At 37.9% G+C, this 3,276-nt stretch carries 2 protein-coding genes and 1 pseudogene; all 3 read right to left on the bottom strand.

What is annotated here, in order from left to right; translation table 11 throughout:
- Positions 1-1,305: cyclic nucleotide-binding domain-containing protein (locus tag FFR48_RS26495; protein ID WP_137669412.1), on the bottom strand; the 1,305-nt coding region annotated here is incomplete at its 3' end.
- A gap of 230 nt (positions 1,306-1,535) precedes the next feature.
- Positions 1,536-2,252 carry a peptidylprolyl isomerase gene (locus FFR48_RS26500; RefSeq protein WP_137669413.1) on the bottom strand — a complete coding sequence of 239 codons (717 nt, stop codon included), beginning with the start codon at positions 2,250-2,252 and terminating at the stop codon, positions 1,536-1,538.
- 708 nt (positions 2,253-2,960) lie between these two features.
- A pseudogene (locus FFR48_RS26505) lies at positions 2,961-3,276 on the bottom strand (FG-GAP-like repeat-containing protein); the annotation flags it as partial.

The following is a 3,276-nucleotide window of genomic DNA, read 5'->3' on the forward strand; positions in this document are numbered from 1 at the left end:
AGGTAAAAACCAACTTAACCCAAAGCGTTGTTGCGGTGTTTCTTGGGTAGCACCGAGAAGTAATACCCGCATTTGTGGTTGTAATGTGGTTTCATCAGTTGCTATTTCTTCCAGTAGTTTGCTTGGTTTGCAATTAATTATTCCTTTTGATGGCACAGCTAAAACTACTGTATTTTCATCTACTGCATAGATCACAGCATAGCTATCTTGATATTGAATTAGTGCTGGTGTAGGAATGCGTGTAATTGCAGTGGCGGGAATATCTACTAATTGGGATCTCAGTCCAATTAATTCTCCCACATAAGCACAAAGTTGAAGGGATATATTACCATGACGTTTAATGTTGTCGTTTAAAATCCGACGTACTACTTCTTTACGCAAGGGAACTTGTAAATGCTTGGCCAGCATTTGCAAACAAGCCAAGGTAGAATTTATTTCCCCCTGGCCACGAAAAAATGGGTATTGTTGGTGGTGTTTTTTCTCTGATGGTGTTTGGCGTTGGGAAGGAATAACTTCTTCTACTGTGGCGTAGGGAATTTCTATTTCATCTGTGTTTTGTTGTTGATTATATGTTAGTTCTGCCTCTACTAGTTCTGGATTGAGGAATGATAAATCTGGGGGATTGATACCTAATAACCGTGCTGGACTGTTCCCTGTTACTTCAATCATTCCTCTAGTATGACTAGATTCTAACGGAGAATTAGGGGGAAAATTAGCTACTGTACCACCACTAACAAACCAAATTTTATCACTTTCTAGTTGTGTAAAAGAGGATTTTCCTGGTGGTAGGTAATGAATTTTTGCCTCTGATAAAATTTCTTGACTGATGTCTTTGAGATTTAAATTGGCATTAGCTTGTTGTGCTAACAGTGAGCTGAGAATATCAAATACTTCTGAGATGTCACTACAGTTTTGACGATCATTAGCAAAGGCTGGATTTTGGCGTAGTAGACTTAAATAATTTGCTGTACTCAAGGTTAAACAAATCACTTCTGTGGATGCGATCGCTGTTTCACAAGCAATCTGCCGCATCAAACTAATTTCCCCAATTATTGCTCCTGGTTCTAGGATTTTCAGGGTAATTGGTAATTGGGTTTGGGGGTGATATCCCAACAGTCTCACTTTTCCCTCGTACAGAATGGCTATTCTATCTGGTAGTTTTTCTTTACCAATGATTTTTTGTCCTATGCGATAGCGTAGAGCTTGTTGTTGTGATAGTAAATTGCGTCTTTCCTGGGCTGATAGTTGATCAAATCCTGCAATACTCTGGAGAAATTGATCAAAGGATTCGCTATTATAAGTCATATTTATTCGATTTAATAATCTGCTGTTTGTTATTTATCCGGGATTCACGGATTAGAAAAAGCTGCACAAACTCTTTCTAGAATTTTTACACCTTGGATATTTTTTGTGCTGGAAGCCTTCCCAAATGTGTAAGTTGGCTTTTTACTCATCCCTGACTTATATGATTAGGTATCTTTATCATGCAAATGATATAATCAAGGACGTTTTAATCTTTCACTTATTACCTGTTGTCATTGCATATCTTCTGATAGTTTAATTTGCCAGTTTTGTGGAGCTACTTGCCCTTGCAGCCAAGTCTGAAACCGCTCATTCAGCAATCTTTGACGAATTTGCCGATCCAACTGAGCTGGTAGTAGTTTTTCTAGCCTGACAATTACTATCCATTCTCCTATTTGAGTAGGTGGTGAAAGTTGCTGTGGTTGGCTGACAGATAAGACTCTCGCCAACATCGGATGAAGAGATTGTAATTCCACAGGACCGACTAAACCATCTGTTTGGGCTTCTGGACCTTGGGCATATTCTCTTGCTGCTTGAGCAAAAGATTGTTCTCCTTCTTGGATGCGGAAGTAGATTTCTTGGGCTATTCCAATATCAGAAGTAGTGATCAGGGAATATATAACTCGATCCAACTGGGTTTTGCGCTGGTAAAAGTAGGAGTCTAAATCTTGTCCCCAACTTGCTTCTTTGAACTTTTCCAGTTTCAGTTGGCGAATAGCTATACTATTCAACTGTTCAGTACTGATTCCCTGTTCTTGTTTTCCTTGATATTGTTGCGCTAACTGTTCACAGGCTTGTTTTTCTTCCTGTGGTGTACATTCAATTTCTGCGATCGCTTGATCAATTACTACCTCTTTCAGTAATGGTGGTACTAATTGGTGTTTCCCCAGTAGTTGTAGAACTTCTGGGGCTGTTATTATGCGATCGCCAAATTGCAGCACTGGATTCATATCACTTGCCAGTAAATTTACTACCTGTCTCAATTGTTATTACAACTACATTAAAACTAGATTATGTTCCGTTGATCTCTGGTTTAAAACAATGTTCTTTTTATCACTGGTTTTTCTACTTCAGTCCTTTTTCTATAGGTTCATAGCACATATAGCCAATAAATACTCCTACAGTAAACTAATACAGTAAACTAATACACTTTTGTATAGCTCACTGATAGAGGTATTAGTATTTAAGGATATCGTACCAAGCTATCACAATTTTGGGAAATTGCAACCTCAAACTGGCATTTAAGTCAAAAAACTTATAAAGTTTACCTGATTATGGAAAAAATAAATTGTCCATCCCAGTTTCAGGAACAGTTGTAGCAATTAGGGCTGGCCGAGACAAATCTACTTAGCCAACCCTAATTAAACCTATAATCCAAAAACAGAACTTTTAACCGTGATCTTGAGAAAGATACTAACCTATCATCAAAATATACCCTGAATAGCATCAAGCCCTGGTAATTACTTAGAATATAACTGATTGGTGAATAATTGTTTTAATTGTTGTTTCCAACTACCAATAACCAACAGGACTTACGCAAAAGGGAACGAAAGTAGGGGTAATTCATGAATTACCCCTACGCAAGAATAAGGTTTTTAGTCATATCTTGCGTAAGTCCTATAAGTCTTGAACCGGACATGATATAACTAGGGATTTTACTAAATCACAAAGATATCAGAGTGACTCAAACTAGCAGAATTACTTAGAGTTGCGATCTTCACACTAGCTCCAGCACCGTCACCATCGGCATCAAAGAATAAATCACCATTGGTAGTGTTGAAAATAAATCTATGGGTGCTGCTAGTAGCTGAAGTCACACCTGCACCAAAAGTAAAAGCTTCTGCACTTAATTGACCGATTGCTAAACTAGTAAAACCATTGCTATCTATTTGAATTTTATCTGTTCCAGATTTAAAATCGGTAATTGTATCAATTCCTCCATCTAAACTAGTGAAACGGAAAGCGTCCATACCA

The sequence above is a fragment of the Sphaerospermopsis reniformis genome (genome assembly GCF_005402885.1).
In the GTDB taxonomy this organism is placed as follows: Bacteria; Cyanobacteriota; Cyanobacteriia; order Cyanobacteriales; family Nostocaceae; genus Sphaerospermopsis; species Sphaerospermopsis kisseleviana.

Bases quoted from the DNA above. Each gene is read 5' to 3' on its own strand.
- FFR48_RS26500 (WP_137669413.1), bottom strand. From the start codon at position 2,252: ATGAATCCAGTGCTGCAATTTGGCGATCGCATAATAACAGCCCCAGAA.